The sequence below is a fragment of the Prochlorococcus sp. G4PB17 genome, from assembly GCF_059772445.1.
In genome coordinates, this window is record NZ_CM186288.1 from 743,549 (window position 1) to 760,485 (window position 16,937).

Here is a 16,937-nt window from a genome sequence, read left to right on the forward strand (position 1 = left end):
TACCAGCATTTTTAGTTAAGAAAGGTTTTCCTAATAGTTTTTCTTGGCTATGAAGGAAATGAGAAAATGTTATCGATCAAGAAAAAATGAGTCTCACCGCGATCGAATGTCCCGATGGTGTATGTCATAGCCATCACGGTGGGCATGCAGTCCCAAGAACTGCCATGCAAAAAAATCTACAAAGTCATGGGAAAGAATGGTGCGAACGTTTAGCTGAACGAATTTACGAAATGTCTGTTGATACTTTTTCTCAGACAGTCATGCCAAGCCTGCATTCCTCTGGATGGCAAAGAAAACATCTTGACTGGGAATTCAAGCTTGCAAACAAAGAATCCGAACCAGACGAAGCTTTGGTTGAGGGAATCATCAACGCCACTGAAAGTTTTTTAAGGAGCAGCGAAGTTCATCGCTTATTTATCCAAGAACTTGTACAAGGTACATTTGCAGAAGCAAAGGATGATAAATTACCATCAAAAGCTGTCAGAAAAGTAATAGAAAATGAAATAATAGTAATGATCGAAGGCAAGAAAGAAGAGTTGACAAATAAAATCGCAAAAGCATTGGAAGAAGAGGCAAATGGAGACTTTGAATTAGCCAAAAACGCTGCTATCGAGGGTATAAATGATGTAGAAAAGCTCTTAATAAACCATACAGAGGCAGTATAAATTATGTGCAGTTGCTAAATTAGATTTAGCAACTGCACATAATAATTAATTCTATTCATTAGATTCCAAAATTAGTTCAATACATTTTTCAGTTCTAAATATTAAGGAAATCTAAAATCTTAAGCGATAATTTCGTTTTCCAGACAAAACGCTAACTTGTACCAAAAAACACAAGTTAACCTCCCATTGGCATGTCAAGGTAGCTTCGTTGGGGAATAATCAATGAATGCTTCTTTTAAAAAGAGAATCAGCATCGCAAGCTGCTGGGCCGCTAGCAGAATAGCTTTACTTGATAGTGTGGAAAGGTATGAAGATAGCTATGCTATTAGCCAGGAATTTTGCGAATGGATTACTTGTATAAATACTTACCCTGAGGGGGTAAAAGCTTCAACACTAAAAGTTCCTGATTTTCAAAGAGAAAATTTTGACGCAGATGAACTACTTGAGCTTTAATTCGAAATAATAATAGATTTGAAAATATTCCTCTTTTTCTCTTATAAATACAAATTGAAGTTTTTTTCTTATATCGTGTAAGTCATTACTTCTTCAAAGGAATGAAAGGAAAGATAAAAGAATTAAAAACTGAAAATATAGTAATAGTTGGTTCTGGACCAGCTGGGTACACAGCTGCTATTTACGCAGCAAGAGCAAATCTACAACCATTGCTCATTACAGGCTTTCAGCAGGGAGGAATCCCCGGAGGTCAATTGATGACAACAACATTTGTTGAAAATTTTCCTGGCTTCCCAAATGGTGTTCAGGGCCCAGAATTAATGGATTTAATAAAAGCTCAAGCCGTGAGATGGGGTACAAAATTAATCGAAGAAGATGCAATTTCAATAGATCTAAGTAAAAGACCGTTTACTATCAATACAACTACTAGAAAAGTTAAATCAAATTCTTTAATTATTTCCACAGGAGCTAGTGCCAATAGGCTAGGGCTAAAAAACGAAAAATTATTCTGGAGTAAAGGTATTAGTGCCTGCGCCATTTGTGATGGCGCTACTCCTCAATTTAGAGAAGAAGAGCTTGCAGTTGTTGGAGGGGGAGACTCGGCTTGTGAAGAAGCTGAATATCTAACTAAATACGGAAGCCATGTGCATTTATTAGTCAGATCTAACAAGTTAAAAGCTTCTGCAGCAATGGCCGATCGAGTCAAGGCAAACTCAAACATAACTATTCATTGGGAAACTGAACTTTTAGATGTTCTTGGCAATGAGTGGCTTGAAAAGTTAAAGATTAAAAGAAAAGATACTAATCAGCAGGATGAGATTTTGGTAAAAGGCCTTTTTTATGCAATAGGCCATACTCCAAACACATCTCTATTTAATAATCAATTAACCACTGATTCTAAAGGCTATTTATCAACAAAACCTGGGAGGCCAGAAACATCATTAGAAGGTGTTTATGCAGCGGGAGATGTTGCTGATTCCGAATGGCGTCAAGGTATTACAGCGGCAGGCAGCGGTTGCAAAGCAGCTCTGGCTGCTGAAAGATGGCTAGCACAAAATAGTCTTACAACTCTTATCAAGCGAGATGAATTAGAGCCCTCAATAGCTGAAACAACAAAAACTTTAGAGACTAGCAATGAGGGAAATTTCGACCCCGAGAAGGTATGGCAAAAGGGAAGCTATGCATTAAGAAAGTTGTACCATGAAACCAAAAAGCCTCTATTCGTAATTTACACATCAAGTAGTTGTGGTCCTTGTCATATACTCAAGCCTCAGCTTCAAAGAGTCCTTAACGAATCAAAAGGTAAAGCTATAGGTGTTGAAATTGATATCGAAACCGATCAAGATATTGCCAAACAAGCTGAGGTGAGTGGAACTCCAACAGTCCATCTTTTTAAAAATAAAGAACTAAAAAAACAATGGAAAGGAGTTAAAGCCAGAAGTGAATATAAATCCGCATTAGATCAACTAATTTAAGATTAAAGATTTATCTTTTCCTTGGCCCACCTGGTCTATTCCCTCCTTGCCTTCCTCCTCCTGGACCTACGTTTCTTTCTCTATATGTAATCCTACCACGTGTTAAATCATAAGGACTGATTTCAACAAGAACTTTATCTCCTGCTAGTAATTTTATTCGAAATTTTGTTAATTTCCCGGCTGCCCTACACAAGCATTGATGTCCAGCGGGTTGTTCAAGAGTTACAAGATAGAATCCATTGCCTTGCTCTTTTTCAATAACGCCGGATGTTTCAATCATGTGTTTTTTGTTCTAATAAATAACTAAAACAATTGTATTCTAAAAAAGTCATTAATTTCCAATAATTGTATATTTAACTAAAAACGTCTTGTAGCTCTCTTGCAGTTTGAAATTGTCCATAATAATAATTTGCAGACGCTCTTAATTCTGAATCAGCTAAACCATCAAAAGCTTCAAATCCAATACTTTTCCATAATTCATTGCCACATAACTTATTTAGCTCTGAAGAAGCTTCTCTAGAAAGATTTTCCAATCTTCTATTTAGGTTCTTAATTTGACTAACAGACATAGGGAAAGAAAGTTTCCCTAATAGTACATATCAACTATTTTTTTGCAACTGTCTAAATTGGGAATTTCTTTTTCTCTTCAATATCCAGATCAACACCTATGTCTTTAAGTCTTTTTAAAATAACATCATAATACTCTTTTATGTAGCCCTCCATTGTCGAAGAATCAGCTGGATTAAGACCAAAAGCAGCATAAGTATCTTCCATAGGGGCATCCAACTTCCCTCCGCTTCCGCTTAATTCAGAGAAAGCAAGCCTCTCTGCAACATTTAAGGTTGGCTCAAAAAACGAAACAACTGATTGTGCAATTGAAATTACTGTTGGCGAAACTTTTAATACCCTTGCTCTTTTTTCACTGAATTTCTCACATATATTGACCAATTCTTTCGCACTCCATGCTTTAGGACCAACAATTGGGAATCTTTTTTTTATAGTTTGAGGCCTATCTAAAGCGGCTACTGCAAATCTAGCAATATCTTGAGTGTTCATATAAGCAATATCTGTGGGATTTCCACTTATCCAAACAGGTTCATTATTTAAAATAGGAATAGCAAATTGACCTATTACTCCTTGCATAAAAGCTACCCCTTGCAAAATGGTGTAATCCAAAGATGAATTGACCAATAGCTCTTCAGTACAAAATTTGATATCCATTAAGGGTATTTTTCTATATTTTTCTGCAGCTAGTAAGGATAAAAAAACTACTCTTTTAACATTTTTTCCTTCACAAGCGTTATACAAATTTAATTTTCCATCCCAATCTATTTCATATACGCTCAGTGGATCATCAGGTCTACTTGTTGCCGCATCAATAACTGCATCTACTCCATCAAGAGCATATTCAATATCTCCTTTGTTTACTAAGTTGCCACGAGTTAATTCACAGCCCCACTCTTGAAGAAAGGAAGCAGCTTTTGGTTTTCTAACCATGCAGCGGACTTTATGTCCAGCGTCTATGGCGTTTTTGGCTATTTGGCGCCCAAGAGTCCCTGTGCCACCAATCACCAGAACTTGCATAGTTGAATTCATTAAAAGAGTGAAGCCTAAATGGGAAGACTATCAATTGTGGAAACTAATCTCCTTGGAGTTTCAAAAGAAGAACTCCTCCTAGGAGTCCAACGGGAATTAAAACCCAAAAGACTGCAGCGATTCCAAAAATTTCTTTTGCCATTCAGATAATTTAACTCATCTACTATTAAAACCTAAAGCCCTAACATTGAGATAACATTCAAAACTCATGAATGAATTTTTAAAATAAAATGTCTTTAAAAGGCTCAAATAGAAAGTCGGAGTTTGTTTTTGATGAAATGCAATCAAATATTACGAATGAAGCTCCTTTAACTGGATCCGCTGATTGGGGTGAATCAAAGAATTGGTTTTATAAAGATCTTCTGGTTCACTTCAGAGTAACTGGAGAGGAATCAAATCCTCCCATTGTTCTAATTCATGGTTTTGGCGCTAGCTGCGATCACTGGAGAAATAATGCTGAGAAATTTGCATCTGAAGGTTTTAGAGTTTATGGAATAGATTTGATAGGGTTTGGTAAATCAGAACAAAACATCAAAGGTAAAATAAACCATTTAGATAATCAATTTTGGGCAAATCAATTAGCTGCTTTTCTTGATGAGGTAGTAAAAATAAAAATCAACGGGAAAGCTGTATTAATTGGAAATTCTCTAGGAGCTTTAACTGCATTAACGACCCTCTCTATTAGACCAGAATTAATAAAAACATTAATTGCAGCTCCACTCCCGGAACCAGTATCTATTACTAAAATTAAACTTTTTTTGCCCAGATGGCTCATAAAAATAAAAAAGTTTCTAATTAAGCTATTTTTTCATTTATTACCGCTAAAACCTTTAGTAAATTTAATTTCAAAAACTGAATTAATTACTTTTGCGCTACAAAGTGCCTACTTTCATTCAATTTTCAAGGACAACGTATTAAAAAGGATAGTTACAGCTCCTGCTAGAAGACCTAATGCCCCCCAGGCGCTTAGAGCAATGTGTATTGGAATGAGTAATAGACCAAATTCAACAAAAGGTCCATTGATCATAGAAAAGATTAGAAATTTACCTAATCGTCCACCAATTTTGTTGATTTGGGGCAATAAGGATAAATTGATACCAATATTTTTAGCAAAAAAAGTACTAAAGCTCCATCCTTGGCTTAAATTGGCAGTCATTAATGATGCTGGTCATTGTTTACACGATGAGTTACCAAAGCTTTTCAATCAAATTGTTCTTTCATGGCTGAAGAACTTAAAAACTTCTAACTAACAAATATGAAACACACCCTTTCAGTTTTAGTAGAAGATGAGTCTGGTGCATTAAGTAGGATTGCAGGCCTTTTTGCACGAAGAGGATTCAATATTGATAGTTTGGCTGTAGGCCCTGCAGAAGCCAAAGGCATATCAAGATTAACAATGGTTGTACAGGGGGATGAATCAACACTTCAACAAATGACAAAACAACTAAACAAATTAATAAATGTTTTGGAAGTTCTTGATTTAACAACTTTACCGGCCGTTGAAAGAGAGTTAATGCTTTTGAAAGTATCTGCATCCTCGGAAAACAGAGGTAAAATCTTAGATTTAGTACAAGTATTTAGGGCAAAAGTTGTTGACGTTTCAGATAATGCAATGACACTTGAAGTAGTTGGAGACCCAGGCAAACTTGTTGCTTTAGAAAATCTATTGAAACCTTATGGAATTTTAGAAATAGCTAGGACAGGTAAAGTTGCACTTAAGAGAGCCTCAGGAGTCAACACCGAAATGCTAAAAACAAAAAAATAAAATTTTTCTAAGCAAATTATAATTTTTTTGCTTCGATTATAAAGTCTTCTTCTCTTATTGAATCAACTACATCCATACCGCTAATTACCTTACCAAAGACAGCAAACCTTCCATCAAGTTCTGGCAAAGATTTTAGAGAAATATAAAACTGAGAACTGGCAGAATTAATTGTTTTTGATCTAGCCATGGATAAATAAGCTCTTTTATGTTTAAGTTCAATATTATTTTTTAGACTAGAAATATCTATTTCTTTTCCATATGTTGGTGAACTATTTGTTTTTAGTTTTATTTCCAATGGTATATATCTAACTTTTCCCGTTTGAATATCTATAAAATTATTTTCACCTTTTTTCAAATTGTTATCTCCTCCTCTAATTATATAGGGGTAAGGGTCTCTAATCACTCTATTAAAAAAAGTTTTATCATATAAACCTCTTTCAACAAAATCAATAAAATTCCCAACAGTTATTGGAGCTGATTTACCATAAAGCTCTAATTTTATAATTCCTTTATTGGTAATCATCGAAACATATTCAGTCGAAGACAAGCAAGGAAGTTTTGTAGAGGAACATATATTTATATTTTCATTTTTCTTTGAAGAAGTACATCCAGTTACCAATATCAAATTTATAAATAAAAAGATAAAAAATGGCTGATAAAATCTATAAATTAAAATTGATTTATTAAACGACTTAAATATTGTGTTTTTCCTTTTAGATTCCTTCAAGGTTTACCCCTAAAAATCTGGCGATTTCAGCACCTTCGGTTTCCAAATCTAATAAAGGTTTAGGAGATCCAACTCTAGATATGGGTAAATCCTTCCTACCTTTAATTCTCAAAGAGACTCGTCTTCTTGGATTAAAACCTTCTCTAACCTCTAATTTGACAGCTTTAATTTCATCAATAGGAATTTCAATCTCGATGTTTTTTAATAACCCTCTTCTGGATAAGGATAATACTCCTTTATTTTTGTCGAATCTATTTACCCCAGAACCATAATCAATACTAATTAATCTCCAAAAATAAAGAGCTAAGAAAAAAGCGGCGACACCGTACAGCCCCATAACCAATCCCTGAGGAACAAAAATCAAAGTAGAGGGATTTCCTAGTGGCAAAAAATCTCTACCAAAATAACTTGAAACCGAAGCCAACAAAAAACCAACTCCTCCAATACTCAGCATTGCAGCAACTAAATAGTTCGAAAGCTTACGCGAACCTTTAATTTTCTGTTCTAAAACCGCATCAGATAACTCTTTTTCTGATTGACTTAATTTGGATTCAGTTGACATAATCTCATAAAAAGGGGAAGAACATCCCTTTCAAATCATTATAGGGACTAAGTTTTTGAGAATTACTAACTGGCAATAAAAAACACTCTTTTTATCTCATTTCAATACAAGGGATTTCATCAGGTTAAAGATTTACCCACAAACCCCGTCATCGTTGTTAAAGTCTCCCACGTATACAAAAGCTCAGCAACGCTCCTCCCATGACGATCGCTGTTGGAAGCGCAACAGAACGAGGTTGGTTTGACGCCCTCGATGACTGGTTAAAGCGCGACCGATTCGTATTTGTTGGTTGGTCTGGACTACTTCTCTTCCCTACAGCTTTCTTAGCTATTGGTGGATGGTTCACAGGTACAACCTTCGTTTCTTCCTGGTACACCCATGGTGTAGCCAGCTCTTATCTTGAGGGATGCAATTTCCTCACTGCCGCTGTTAGTACTCCTGGCGATGCCATGGGTCATAGTCTTCTATTCCTTTGGGGACCAGAAGCACAAGGCGATTTAACACGTTGGTTCCAACTTGGTGGCCTATGGAATTTCGTTGCTCTACACGGTGCATTTAGTCTTATTGGCTTCATGCTTCGTCAGTTCGAAATTGCAAGACTAGTAGGTATCCGACCTTATAACGCACTTGCTTTTTCAGCAGTTATTGCAGTATTTACTGCTTGCTTCCTTATTTACCCTCTAGGACAGCACAGTTGGTTCTTCGCTCCTTCTTTTGGAGTTGCAGCAATATTCCGATTCATCCTCTTTATTCAAGGATTCCACAACATTACGCTTAATCCATTCCACATGATGGGTGTAGCAGGAATTCTTGGTGGTGCTCTACTTTGTGCAATTCATGGCGCAACAGTACAAAACACCCTTTATGAAGATTCCAGTCAGTACTCTGACGGTAAAACTCAGAGTTCAACTTTCAGAGGTTTCGACCCTGTTCAAGAAGAAGAAACCTATTCTTTTATTACGGCAAACCGTTTCTGGAGTCAGATTTTCGGTATTGCTTTCTCAAATAAGCGTTTCCTTCACTTCTTGATGCTCTTTGTACCAGTAACAGGTATGTGGGCTGCATCAATTGGAATTGTTGGATTAGCTCTAAATCTTCGCGCTTACGACTTTGTTAGCCAAGAAATCAGAGCTGCTGAAGATCCTGAATTCGAAACTTTTTACACTAAAAATATCCTTCTAAATGAAGGTATGCGTGCATGGATGTCTTCTGTAGACCAGCCACACGAAAACTTTGTATTCCCTGAGGAGGTACTCCCACGTGGAAACGCCCTTTAATAGTTTACTCAATGCTCCTAATCAAAGTCTCGAAGAGACTGGTTATGCCTGGTATGTAGGAAATGCAAGGCTAATCAACCTTTCTGGAAGACTTTTAGGTGCTCACATTGCTCATGCAGGACTAATTGTGTTCTGGGCTGGCGCGATGATGCTTTTCGAAGTAAGTCATTTCACCATGGACAAACCCATGTGGGAGCAAGGCTTAATTTGTATGCCTCACGTGGCCATGTTTGGTTACGGAATAGGTCCTGGTGGAGAAGTAACTGATGTTTGGCCATTCTTCATCGCAGGTGTTATTCACCTAGTCGCATCTGGAATTCTTGGCTTTGGAGGTGTTTTTCACTCCCTTGCTGGTCCAGAAAAGTTAGAAGAAGATTTTCCTTTCTTCTCAACCGACTGGAGAGACAAAAATCAAATGACCAATATTCTTGGTTTTCATTTGGTTGTTTTAGGTGTTGGAGCTCTTCTATGGTCCATTAACTGGATGTATATAGGTGGTGCATACGACACTTGGGCTCCTGGTGGAGGAGAAGTTAGGTTGATCAATCCAACACTTGATCCAAGGATTATCTTCGGATATTTACTATCAACCCCTTGGGGTGGTGGTGGTTGGATGGTAGGTGTTAACTCAATGGAAGATATTGTCGGAGGACATGTTTACCTGGGTGTAATTGAAATAATTGGTGGACTTTTCCATATCTTCACTCAACCTTACGGGTGGGCTAGAAGAGCCTTTATCTGGAATGGTGAAGGACTTCTAAGCTATGCATTAGGTGGAATCTGTGTAGCAAGTTTTGTTGCTTCATGTTTTATCTGGTTCAATAACACTGCTTATCCTTCTGAGTTCTACGGTCCAACAAACGCTGAAGCCTCTCAGGCCCAAAGTTTTACATTCCTAGTTCGCGACCAACGAATTGGAGCAAATGTGGGTTCAACAATGGGACCAACTGGTTTAGGTAAATACCTAATGCGTTCTCCTACTGGTGAAATCATCTTTGGTGGAGAAACAATGCGTTTTTGGGATTTCCGAGGACCATGGCTTGAGCCACTTAGAGGACCAAATGGACTAAGTCTTGAGAAAATTCAAAATGATATTCAGCCTTGGCAAGTGCGCCGTGCTGCTGAATATATGACACATGCTCCTAACGCTTCTATCAACTCTGTTGGTGGAATCATTACCGAGCCTAACGCAGTTAACTTTGTTAATTTGCGTCAATGGCTTGCAGGTGCACAGTTCTTCCTTGGTTGGTTTACTTTTGTAGGTCATCTTTGGCATGCTGGACGCGCCAGAGCCGCTGCAGCTGGATTTGAGAAAGGTATCAGTCGTTCACAAGAGCCTGCTCTTTCAATGCCTGATCTAGATTAGATTCCTCAATAAATAAAAAAAGTCCTCTTAATAGAGGACTTTTTTTATGCCTAAAAATATTTGATCTTATTATTTTTTATCTATCTCAAAAAAAATTAAATAAACCAAATTTTTCTAAATTAGTTTTTAACCAAGGCAAGCTAAGTCCAATAACATTACTAAAACATCCATCTATTTTTTTTATAAATAATCCTCCGTAACCTTCAATCGCAAATCCTCCTGCACAATTGTAAGGTTCCAAAGTTGAAGCGTATTTGATAATTTCAATATTTGATAAAGTCATAAATTCAATTTTTGAGGTTACAACCCCTGCACAACTTTGATTTATTGAAATACTTTTCATATCAGATTGAGAGTTCTCTAACGAAATCAAATAATGTCCTGTATGCAAAAATCCTGATTTACCTGACATCCTTTGCCATCTGGCTATCAATTGCTCTTTATCAATTGGCTTCTCGAAAATTTCCCCCTCAAACTCAAACAAAGAATCACAAGCTAATAAAGCTTGAAAATTATTAAAAGTTTGATTTTCTTTCATCAACTTCTTTAATGCAGCATTAGCTTTCCCCTTAGCCAATAATTTGACTTTTAATATTGGATCTAATTCTTCAAGCTGTGTCTCATCAAAATCACTTACAATGACTTTGTGTTTCAGAGCTATTTGATCAAGCAATTTTTGACGTGCTTTGGATGCAGAGGCAAGCACAAACATAGAAAAGTAATTTTTTTAATACTTATCGATCATTATTGATCTTCCATTTAAAAATAAATCGATTTAGTTAAATGTTGCTGATTGACCAAAAAATCTTTAGAAGAGCAAGGCAAGGGATAAGGAATTGTCCCTTTAACTTATTTCTTTTTCAAAGTCTTCAAAAAGGGAGCCTCAATGCTCATAATGTTTCTGTGAATAAATCAAAATATTTGAGCAGAGAATTTATGTTTATCAATAGTACTTTATTTATAGAGAATGAATTTCTTAAATTAATCAAAATAGGAGTTTTAAGAAGGGAAGTTGATGGCCAAGGGCTTACTTCAAAAGTTCGTATTACACCAATAGGAAGAAAAGTCTTAGAAAGCTGTCCAGATTTATTTACTAAAAAAACATCCCTTATAAAAAAACTAATTGCATGCCTAAAATATCAATTATCAGCAAGATGAACATAAAACCCAATCGTACTCCATTAATGATTTTAGGAACCTCTAGTGGTGCAGGTAAAACACTTATAGCTACTGCTATTTGTCGATCTTTAAAAAGAAAAGGAGAACAGCCAATACCTTTTAAGGGCCAAAATATGAGCAATAACGCTTGGGTTGATACTCAAGGAAGAGAGATGGCTTATTCTCAAGCTCTTCAATCTTGGTCTGCAGGCTTAGAGCCAAGTGCTGAAATGAATCCTGTTCTTCTAAAACCAAAGGGGGATTGTACAAGTGAAGTGATTCATCTTGGCAAAAGTGTGGGCACTAGTAAAGCGATCGATTATTACGAAGATTGGTTCGATTCAGGATGGGAAGCTATTAAAAAAGGACTAAAAAAATTATTAAATAATGAAAAAAATGGAAGACTTGTTCTTGAGGGAGCAGGAAGTCCTGTAGAGGTTAATCTGCAGTATAAAGATCTTACAAATTTGAAATTAGCAAAATTCTTAAATGCAAATTGTATTTTAGTAGCTGATATTGAAAGAGGAGGTGTTTTTGCTCAAATAATTGGAACAATTGCTTTAATGCAACCCGAAGAAAAAAGATTGATTAAAGGAATAATTATCAATAGGTTTCGTGGTGATACTGAATTATTTAAAACAGGAGTTACATGGATAGAGAAAGAAACAGGAATCCCAGTTTTAGGAATATTACCTTGGCTTAAAGAGATTTTCCCACCTGAAGATTCTCTTGATCTACTTGAAAGAAATATAATAACTAAAAGTGCAGAAATAGAAATAGCAGTAATAAAATTACCTAGAATTAGTAATTTTTCTGATCTAGATCCTTTCTTTGGTGATTCAAGTATTCAAATGAGATGGATTGAACCAGGCCAAAACCTAGGCAAACCAGACGTATTAATAATTCCAGGAAGCAAACAAACAATTAAAGATTTAGAGAGTCTTAATAAAACCGGATTGAGTAATCAAATAAAAGATTTTGCCAAAAATGGAGGAAATATTTTTGGTATATGCGGAGGATTACAAATGCTAGGGAAATCATTAGATGACCCTCATAAGAAGGAAAGTATTAATGAAATAAGCTCATTTTCAAATTTTGGAATGAATCTGCTTCCAATCAAAACAACCTTTGGAGAAACCAAACAAACATCACAAAGAGAAGAAAAAGTTTCATGGCCAAACTCACAAATTGTAAAAGGGTTTGAGATGCATTATGGAAAAAGTAATTTGATCAATAATAAAAATCCTGATATTATTTCACTATCTAAAAACAGTACCTTAGGGTGGGTAATTGAGAAAAAAGATAAAAGCTTTATTGGAGGAACTTACTTACACGGAATCTTTGAAAATGATGAATGGAGAACGGAATGGATAAATAAAATAAGAGAGCTAAAGGGATTAAATAAAAAAAATACTAATGCAGAGAATAATCATAATAAAAGAGAGAACTTGTTAGATTTACTAACCGATGCATTCGAAAAAAATATCAATATAGACGTTTTAATCAAATAACTTAAACAATGAAAAATGTAAAAATAAATTGGCCTGACAATAAATCAAGCTATTGCTCTGCGGGAGTTGATTGGCTAAAAGCTGCATATGATGCAAATATCGATATACCTACTGGATGCCTAGGAGGAAGCTGCGGGGCTTGCGAAATTGAAGTTAATGGAGAAGTGGTACGTGCATGTATTGCCACAGTTCAAGATAAAAAGGAACTTAATGTTGAATTTTTTAGTGATCCTTTTTGGTAATAAAAAATATATCCAACTTGTTAAACAATCAATAATATTTCTCTGCTCTTCTAATAGCTTTAATAGAACCTTTATAGTCGCCAATATTATACTTTGATTCACTTATAATTTCTAATTTATTTATTATCTCCTCTTTCCTTTCACTACTAATTACTTTTTTGTAATCTGCAATTAAGTCATATTTTCTTTTTCGTATAGATGAGACTTTAATCAAAGCAATGTATTTAGGCTCTAAATCTTTTTCTTGAAAAGTACCCAACAAAATATTTTTATAATCTATTTTATTATTATCGATTTCCTTATACTTATCAATTTCCAATAATCTTATTTTTTTTGCTTTCCTTTTATCCTCTATTGCTCCTTCAAAATCTCCAGTTTTATATCTAGAATTACTTCTTCCACTATATGCTATGTCTTTAGACCTTTGATTAATAATATCTATTTTAGCTTCAAAAAAAATTGACTTTGAGAAGTCATCTATAGCAGATAGATTATCACCAAGTTTGTCATTTAAAAAGCCACAATTCAAATAGGCTAAAGCAAAATCGTCTTGTTTTTGAAGACTATCAATATTTCTTTTAATAGATTTAATAGCACCCTCAAAATCATTTAAATCAATCAAGTTAATTGCTTCATCATAAAAGGATGAAGACTCATCGAATTTTTTCAAATCAATTCTTTCTCTTCTTCATATTAAGCACATTTCAGAAAATTCAGCTTGAAAGTCTTTAAGAAAATATGTAAGAGATAAGCAAGTTCTAATTGATACAGAGAGGGTAGATGTCCAGATAAAAGGACCTATTTCGACATGTCACTAAAAATGACGAGCAAAAGTCAACTGATAGAACAAGATGGCACCTTATGGCAACACTATTTGTTTTATGTATGCGGAGAGGGTGGTCTTCGATTTGTGTTCAGGAGGGACGGTGAGGGCATAAAGAGGAACAAAAATTAGAAATCGGGTCAAAAATCCAACAACATATCCAACAACATTTTCTCTCTTTCAAAAAAGACCAATCTCGATCAATAAAATGAAAGTCATAGCAATCGATTCAAAGAAATCCAACAATACCCGAATTCATCCAACAACATTTCTAAAAATCCAACAACAAAATCCAACAACTTTTTTAGTTCTCGAGAAAAGATCCAATAAAAATCTCACCCAATATGCATCAAATCTTTTTCTTTAGAGAAACTATCTCAACTAAACATATTTGCAACTTTAAGCATATCGATTGCAGGCGTAAGAACAAGCAAAATACTAATGACAATAGCAATAAGCGGAATAATGTTTCCTTTCCTCTTCTCCCAACAATCTTTTGCTATCAAGGCAAAGAATGAAACATTTACAAGGTAAAGTGCATTTATAATAAAATATTGATAAACTTTGGACACAAACAACATACTAATAACAAGAGAGATTAGAGAAAGCGTTGGAGCACTCTCAAGTTTTTTTATACCGCGAAAATAATCTTTAAGAAGCAGATCAGTTCTTTTTGCCATTAGTTCAGAGTGTATTTACATAATATAAAAATTTATTATCTTAAAAGTATAATTGTTTAAATTTAATTACTAGTATTAATAGATTAATCTGGATTTGCAATTAATTGACTGTAAAGGAGTTTATTAATAAAAATAAGCATTAAAACAACTATCAAAGCGTTTTATCAACAAACTAGGAGTTGTATAAAATGCTTGAACAAAAAAATACGGAGAGGGTGGGATTCGAACCCACGGATAGTTTTAGCTATCAAACGATTTCGAGTCGTTCGCTTTCGACCACTCAGCCACCTCTCCCTTAATGTAAGTTTAAATCAATCTTGTATTTTCTAATGTTAATAATCAGAATTAAAAATTTAATTCTTAATCCCAACCTGCCTTTCTCATAAGGTTGATTGCTTTTTTATTATTTGCTCCTAATTGATCAATGGTGACACCATCAGGAGTGAATTCTCCAAACTGTGAGACCTCATCCGTTCTATTAAAACCAACTAATGGATGTTCAAATGTTGGACCGGCTAAACCACCACTCCCATCAGGAGAAGCAAGATACTCCAAGAGTTGAATAGCTTCTTCTTTATTTTCAGCATATCTAGCAATTCCACCTGCACTGACATTTACATGAGCAGGATTAGGAGTAAGAACTTTTACTTTTTTAGCCAACTTTTGATCTTTTCTACCATTAACTCCAGCAAGCATCCTTGAAACATAGTAGTGATTTACTATCCCAACACCACACTTACCCTGAGCTACAGCTCTTATTACTCCAATATCACCAGGGAAAAAAGGCTGAGAAATATTCGAAATCATACCTTTTAACCATTTTTTAGTTTTCGCTTCTCCTTTGTTAACAATTTGATTAGCAACTAAAGATTGATTGTATGGACTGCTCCTTTTTCTGACACAAACTAGACCCTCCAAAGCAGGGTTAGAAAGATCTGAATAATCTTTGATTGAATCTATATCAACTTTCTTTGGATTAGCGACCATAACCCTAACCCTTCTAGTTAAGCCATACCACCTTGCTTGAGGATCTCTATATTCGACAGGAACATTTTTATCTAATTCATTCGATCGATATGACTGAAGAAGACCACTTTTTGCAGCATTACTAATTCGAGCCGCATCAACTAGAAGAATTACATCGGCTTTGGAATTTGCACCTTCCCTTTTTAATCTTTCAACTAGTGAAATACCTGTAGCCTCAATTAATCGAATTTTTATCCCAGTTTCCTCTGCAAATTTCTTGTATATTTGCTTATCAGTGTTGTAATGCCTGCCTGAATAAATCCTTACTTCTCTTTCAGAGGCCTTTACATTATTTAAACCTGAAGAGACTAACAGAGTTCCTGCTATTACTGAAGTAAATAGACGTTTAATTAAATTCATTAAACTATTAAAGAAGTTTTTAAATCTTTTGACAGATTAAACAATAAAAGTGGAATGAATATCCTTTCGCAAAGTTTATACGTATCTTAGTATAAATTGTTATTTTCTTTATACTTTAGGATGATTATTAATCTCTAATTACAAAGATGGAATATTTAACTCATTCTCTTCTTGATAAATCAGAAGCACTTGAAATAACAAAAAAACTAAAAGCAGATAATTCTTCCTGGCAAGATGGTAAAAAAACTGCTGGTAGACTTGCCGCAAAAATAAAAAATAATTTTCAACTAGATAAAAGCTCAAAAATCTCTAAAGAGATTAAAGAACTTGTTGTCACAAAAATAATCTCAAATCCTCTTATAAAAAGCTTTACTCTTCCAAGTCTTATTCATGGTGTCATGTTTACGAAATCACTCCCAGGAAATGGGTATGGAATGCATGTTGATAATCCATATATGCCATCTGGAAGAAGTGATTTGTCTTTTACATTATTTTTAAATGAGCCTGAAAGTTATGAAGGAGGTAATCTTTGCATACAAACAATTAACGAAACTAAGAAAATAAAACTTTCTGCAGGAGAAATGATTGTCTATCCAAGTACAAAGCTTCATTCAGTTTCTCAGGTAGAGAAGGGAGAACGTTATGTTTGCGTAGGTTGGATACAAAGTTATGTACAAAGCAACGAAGAAAGGAATTTCTTATTCGGACTAGATGCAGGGGCAAAAGGTTTACTTGCTAAGCATGGAAGGTCAGACGAATTAGATTTAATTTTCCAGGCGTATAGCAATCTCCTAAGAAGACTTGGAGATTAAGAAAAATTCTTTATACTAAACAAAGTAAAAAATGAACTTTCATTGATAGACTCAAACAATCAAAATATATACAAACCTAACTACATATGCCTAAAAAAAGTCCTGTAGGAATTTTCCTAGCAGCAACAGCGGCATTAGCTACAACCGCAATCATTCCAGATCATTCAATCGCTGGAAATAAACATGGTGACATGGGTGGCACAAAGGAATGGACAACTGATCAAGAAGCAGATGAAGATGGAAAGCTAGATGAAGCTGCGCAAAAAGCTGCTGATAAAGCAAAAAAAGCAGATATTTGCATTCCTATTGGAGAGGGAGAAAATTGCTGGTAAAAGTTTTTTAAATTTATAAATAAAAAGCCCGATAAACGGGCTTTTTTAATGCGAATAAATAAAAAAAAACGCTCCTTTCGGAGCGTTTTTATATGTTCTAATTTAAA

General features: G+C 35.0%; 22 protein-coding genes and 1 tRNA gene. 12 read left to right on the forward strand and 11 right to left on the reverse strand.

Annotation, left to right across the window (positions count from 1 at the left end):
* Positions 1-86: 86 nt before the first annotated feature.
* From AC6EJB_RS04635 to trxB, 3 genes are all read left to right on the forward strand, one after another.
* Positions 87-665, forward strand: coding sequence for an EF-1 guanine nucleotide exchange domain-containing protein (locus AC6EJB_RS04635; protein WP_413678294.1), 579 nt, complete (start codon positions 87-89; stop codon positions 663-665).
* 222 nt (positions 666-887) lie between these two features.
* Positions 888-1,118 carry a DUF8673 family protein gene (locus AC6EJB_RS04640; protein WP_498492540.1) on the forward strand — a complete coding sequence of 77 codons (231 nt, stop codon included), beginning with the start codon at positions 888-890 and terminating at the stop codon, positions 1,116-1,118.
* A 101-nt stretch (positions 1,119-1,219) separates the two neighbouring features.
* The gene (gene trxB / locus AC6EJB_RS04645; RefSeq protein ID WP_498492541.1) at positions 1,220-2,593 is read left to right on the forward strand and encodes a thioredoxin-disulfide reductase; all 1,374 of its coding nucleotides are present in this window, start codon (positions 1,220-1,222) and stop codon (positions 2,591-2,593) included.
* A gap of 10 nt (positions 2,594-2,603) precedes the next feature.
* On the opposite strand, the gene infA is transcribed toward trxB, so the two are convergent.
* From infA to petM, 4 genes are all read right to left on the reverse strand, one after another.
* Positions 2,604-2,873 carry a translation initiation factor IF-1 gene (infA, locus tag AC6EJB_RS04650; RefSeq protein ID WP_011294847.1) on the reverse strand — a complete coding sequence of 90 codons (270 nt, stop codon included), beginning with the start codon at positions 2,871-2,873 and terminating at the stop codon, positions 2,604-2,606.
* 73 nt (positions 2,874-2,946) lie between these two features.
* Positions 2,947-3,162, reverse strand: coding sequence for a DUF8669 family protein (locus AC6EJB_RS04655; RefSeq protein WP_498492542.1), 216 nt, complete (start codon positions 3,160-3,162; stop codon positions 2,947-2,949).
* A gap of 52 nt (positions 3,163-3,214) precedes the next feature.
* On the reverse strand, positions 3,215-4,177 hold the full coding sequence (locus tag AC6EJB_RS04660; RefSeq protein ID WP_498492967.1) for an NmrA family NAD(P)-binding protein: 963 nt from the start codon (positions 4,175-4,177) through the stop codon (positions 3,215-3,217).
* Positions 4,178-4,232: 55 nt separating this feature from the next.
* On the reverse strand, positions 4,233-4,331 hold the full coding sequence (petM, locus tag AC6EJB_RS04665; RefSeq protein ID WP_498492543.1) for a cytochrome b6-f complex subunit PetM: 99 nt from the start codon (positions 4,329-4,331) through the stop codon (positions 4,233-4,235).
* Positions 4,332-4,419: 88 nt separating this feature from the next.
* On the opposite strand from petM, the gene AC6EJB_RS04670 reads away from it, so the two are divergent.
* Both AC6EJB_RS04670 and ilvN read left to right on the forward strand, forming a co-directional pair.
* Complete coding sequence (locus tag AC6EJB_RS04670; RefSeq protein WP_498492544.1) at positions 4,420-5,439, forward strand: alpha/beta fold hydrolase; 1,020 nt, start codon at positions 4,420-4,422, stop codon at positions 5,437-5,439.
* A gap of 5 nt (positions 5,440-5,444) precedes the next feature.
* Entirely contained in the window at positions 5,445-5,954 is a 510-nt protein-coding gene (gene ilvN, locus AC6EJB_RS04675) for an acetolactate synthase small subunit (protein ID WP_498492545.1), read from the forward strand.
* 16 nt (positions 5,955-5,970) lie between these two features.
* Here the strand turns inward: ilvN and AC6EJB_RS04680 are convergent, their stop codons facing one another.
* Together AC6EJB_RS04680 and AC6EJB_RS04685 are read right to left on the reverse strand one after the other, a co-directional pair.
* Positions 5,971-6,579: a peptidylprolyl isomerase gene (locus tag AC6EJB_RS04680; protein WP_498492546.1), complete on the reverse strand. Its 609-nt coding sequence runs from the start codon at positions 6,577-6,579 to the stop codon at positions 5,971-5,973.
* An 88-nt stretch (positions 6,580-6,667) separates the two neighbouring features.
* A complete protein-coding gene (locus AC6EJB_RS04685; RefSeq protein WP_498492547.1) occupies positions 6,668-7,243 on the reverse strand; it encodes a photosystem I assembly protein Ycf4 in 576 nt (191 codons plus the stop codon).
* Between the two features lie 200 nt (positions 7,244-7,443).
* Here AC6EJB_RS04685 and psbD point away from each other — a divergent pair, with 200 nt between their 5' ends.
* Together psbD and psbC are read left to right on the forward strand one after the other, a co-directional pair.
* A complete protein-coding gene (gene psbD / locus AC6EJB_RS04690; RefSeq protein ID WP_498463213.1) occupies positions 7,444-8,520 on the forward strand; it encodes a photosystem II D2 protein (photosystem q(a) protein) in 1,077 nt (358 codons plus the stop codon).
* Positions 8,504-9,886: a photosystem II reaction center protein CP43 gene (gene psbC, locus AC6EJB_RS04695; RefSeq protein ID WP_011824174.1), complete on the forward strand. Its 1,383-nt coding sequence runs from the start codon at positions 8,504-8,506 to the stop codon at positions 9,884-9,886. The genes psbD and psbC overlap by 17 nt, the downstream gene beginning before the upstream one ends.
* Before the next feature lie 85 nt (positions 9,887-9,971).
* Here the strand turns inward: psbC and AC6EJB_RS04700 are convergent, their stop codons facing one another.
* A complete protein-coding gene (locus AC6EJB_RS04700) occupies positions 9,972-10,598 on the reverse strand; it encodes a nucleoside triphosphate pyrophosphatase (protein WP_498492548.1) in 627 nt (208 codons plus the stop codon).
* 71 nt (positions 10,599-10,669) lie between these two features.
* Here AC6EJB_RS04700 and AC6EJB_RS04705 point away from each other — a divergent pair, with 71 nt between their 5' ends.
* From AC6EJB_RS04705 to AC6EJB_RS04715, 3 genes are read left to right on the forward strand one after another with little or no spacing between them, the layout of a single operon-like run.
* On the forward strand, positions 10,670-11,044 hold the full coding sequence (locus tag AC6EJB_RS04705) for an Npun_F0494 family protein (RefSeq protein ID WP_498492549.1): 375 nt from the start codon (positions 10,670-10,672) through the stop codon (positions 11,042-11,044).
* Entirely contained in the window at positions 11,041-12,555 is a 1,515-nt protein-coding gene (locus AC6EJB_RS04710) for a cobyric acid synthase (RefSeq protein WP_498492550.1), read from the forward strand. The genes AC6EJB_RS04705 and AC6EJB_RS04710 overlap by 4 nt, the downstream gene beginning before the upstream one ends.
* A gap of 8 nt (positions 12,556-12,563) precedes the next feature.
* Positions 12,564-12,797: a 2Fe-2S iron-sulfur cluster binding domain-containing protein gene (locus AC6EJB_RS04715; RefSeq protein WP_498492551.1), complete on the forward strand. Its 234-nt coding sequence runs from the start codon at positions 12,564-12,566 to the stop codon at positions 12,795-12,797.
* 28 nt (positions 12,798-12,825) lie between these two features.
* On the opposite strand, the gene AC6EJB_RS04720 is transcribed toward AC6EJB_RS04715, so the two are convergent.
* From AC6EJB_RS04720 to AC6EJB_RS04735, 4 genes are all read right to left on the reverse strand, one after another.
* Positions 12,826-13,467 (reverse strand): tetratricopeptide repeat protein, encoded by a 642-nt coding sequence (locus AC6EJB_RS04720; protein ID WP_498492552.1) that lies wholly within the window; start codon positions 13,465-13,467, stop codon positions 12,826-12,828.
* Positions 13,468-13,997: 530 nt separating this feature from the next.
* Positions 13,998-14,300: a hypothetical protein gene (locus AC6EJB_RS04725; protein WP_498492553.1), complete on the reverse strand. Its 303-nt coding sequence runs from the start codon at positions 14,298-14,300 to the stop codon at positions 13,998-14,000.
* Positions 14,301-14,507: 207 nt separating this feature from the next.
* A tRNA-Ser gene (locus AC6EJB_RS04730) sits at positions 14,508-14,594 on the reverse strand.
* A gap of 66 nt (positions 14,595-14,660) precedes the next feature.
* A complete protein-coding gene (locus AC6EJB_RS04735) occupies positions 14,661-15,686 on the reverse strand; it encodes an extracellular solute-binding protein (RefSeq protein WP_498492554.1) in 1,026 nt (341 codons plus the stop codon).
* 146 nt (positions 15,687-15,832) lie between these two features.
* Here AC6EJB_RS04735 and AC6EJB_RS04740 point away from each other — a divergent pair, with 146 nt between their 5' ends.
* Together AC6EJB_RS04740 and AC6EJB_RS04745 are read left to right on the forward strand one after the other, a co-directional pair.
* Positions 15,833-16,498 (forward strand): Fe2+-dependent dioxygenase, encoded by a 666-nt coding sequence (locus tag AC6EJB_RS04740; protein WP_498492555.1) that lies wholly within the window; start codon positions 15,833-15,835, stop codon positions 16,496-16,498.
* A gap of 86 nt (positions 16,499-16,584) precedes the next feature.
* The gene (locus AC6EJB_RS04745) at positions 16,585-16,830 is read left to right on the forward strand and encodes a hypothetical protein (protein ID WP_498492556.1); all 246 of its coding nucleotides are present in this window, start codon (positions 16,585-16,587) and stop codon (positions 16,828-16,830) included.
* Positions 16,831-16,937: the final 107 nt, after the last annotated feature.

Bases quoted from the DNA above. Each gene is read 5' to 3' on its own strand.
- ilvN (WP_498492545.1), top strand. From the start codon at position 5,445: ATGAAACACACCCTTTCAGTTTTAGTAGAAGATGAGTCTGGTGCATTA.
- AC6EJB_RS04660 (WP_498492967.1), bottom strand. From the start codon at position 4,177: ATGCAAGTTCTGGTGATTGGTGGCACAGGGACTCTTGGGCGCCAAATA.
- AC6EJB_RS04715 (WP_498492551.1), top strand. From the start codon at position 12,564: ATGAAAAATGTAAAAATAAATTGGCCTGACAATAAATCAAGCTATTGC.
- AC6EJB_RS04640 (WP_498492540.1), top strand. From the start codon at position 888: ATGAATGCTTCTTTTAAAAAGAGAATCAGCATCGCAAGCTGCTGGGCC.
- AC6EJB_RS04745 (WP_498492556.1), top strand. From the start codon at position 16,585: ATGCCTAAAAAAAGTCCTGTAGGAATTTTCCTAGCAGCAACAGCGGCA.
- AC6EJB_RS04700 (WP_498492548.1), bottom strand. From the start codon at position 10,598: ATGTTTGTGCTTGCCTCTGCATCCAAAGCACGTCAAAAATTGCTTGAT.
- psbD (WP_498463213.1), top strand. From the start codon at position 7,444: ATGACGATCGCTGTTGGAAGCGCAACAGAACGAGGTTGGTTTGACGCC.
- trxB (WP_498492541.1), top strand. From the start codon at position 1,220: ATGAAAGGAAAGATAAAAGAATTAAAAACTGAAAATATAGTAATAGTT.
- AC6EJB_RS04670 (WP_498492544.1), top strand. From the start codon at position 4,420: ATGTCTTTAAAAGGCTCAAATAGAAAGTCGGAGTTTGTTTTTGATGAA.
- AC6EJB_RS04710 (WP_498492550.1), top strand. From the start codon at position 11,041: ATGAACATAAAACCCAATCGTACTCCATTAATGATTTTAGGAACCTCT.
- AC6EJB_RS04735 (WP_498492554.1), bottom strand. From the start codon at position 15,686: ATGAATTTAATTAAACGTCTATTTACTTCAGTAATAGCAGGAACTCTG.
- AC6EJB_RS04740 (WP_498492555.1), top strand. From the start codon at position 15,833: ATGGAATATTTAACTCATTCTCTTCTTGATAAATCAGAAGCACTTGAA.
- AC6EJB_RS04655 (WP_498492542.1), bottom strand. From the start codon at position 3,162: ATGTCTGTTAGTCAAATTAAGAACCTAAATAGAAGATTGGAAAATCTT.
- AC6EJB_RS04725 (WP_498492553.1), bottom strand. From the start codon at position 14,300: ATGGCAAAAAGAACTGATCTGCTTCTTAAAGATTATTTTCGCGGTATA.
- infA (WP_011294847.1), bottom strand. From the start codon at position 2,873: ATGATTGAAACATCCGGCGTTATTGAAAAAGAGCAAGGCAATGGATTC.
- AC6EJB_RS04635 (WP_413678294.1), top strand. From the start codon at position 87: ATGAGTCTCACCGCGATCGAATGTCCCGATGGTGTATGTCATAGCCAT.
- AC6EJB_RS04685 (WP_498492547.1), bottom strand. From the start codon at position 7,243: ATGTCAACTGAATCCAAATTAAGTCAATCAGAAAAAGAGTTATCTGAT.
- AC6EJB_RS04705 (WP_498492549.1), top strand. From the start codon at position 10,670: ATGTTGCTGATTGACCAAAAAATCTTTAGAAGAGCAAGGCAAGGGATA.
- petM (WP_498492543.1), bottom strand. From the start codon at position 4,331: ATGGCAAAAGAAATTTTTGGAATCGCTGCAGTCTTTTGGGTTTTAATT.